1 rRNA gene is annotated in these 612 nt (G+C 53.9%); it reads left to right on the top strand.

What is annotated here, in order from left to right:
- Positions 1–612: ribosomal RNA gene (locus IAE55_RS33600) — 23S ribosomal RNA — on the top strand; the annotation flags it as partial.

The raw sequence follows: 612 nt of genomic DNA, 5'->3' as shown, positions 1-612 counted from the left end.
TCAGCTTGCTGGCCGGGGTTGTGGGACGTCTCACATGGAGTTACAAAGGAATTGGTTAGGCGAAGAGGTCTGGAAAGGCCCGGCATAGAAGGTAAAAGCCCTGTAGCCGAAAGTCAGTTCCCTCCGAGACGGATCCCGAGTAGTGCGGGGCACGTGAAACCCCGTATGAATCTGGCAGGACCATCTGCTAAGGCTAAATACTCCCTAGCGACCGATAGTGAAACAGTACCGTGAGGGAAAGGTGAAAAGCACCCCGGAAGGGGAGTGAAATAGAACCTGAAACCGTGTGCTTACAAGAAGTCAGAGCCCTGTTTATGGGTGATGGCGTGCCTTTTGTAGAATGAACCGGCGAGTTACGTTCCCGTGCAAGGTTAAGGTGAGAAGCCGGAGCCGCAGCGAAAGCGAGTCTGAATAGGGCGATTAAGTACGTGGACGTAGACCCGAAACCGTGTGATCTACCCCTGTCCAGGGTGAAGGTGCGGTAACACGCACTGGAGGCCCGAACCCACGAATGTTGAAAAATTCGGGGATGAGGTGGGGGTAGCGGAGAAATTCCAATCGAACTCGGAGATAGCTGGTTCTCCCCGAAATAGCTTTAGGGCTAGCCTCGGT

This window comes from Paenibacillus sp. S28 (assembly GCF_016624415.1).
GTDB classification, from domain to species: Bacteria; Bacillota; Bacilli; order Paenibacillales; family Paenibacillaceae; genus Paenibacillus_AQ; species Paenibacillus_AQ favisporus.
This window is presented reverse-complemented; position numbering and strand designations above follow the sequence as displayed.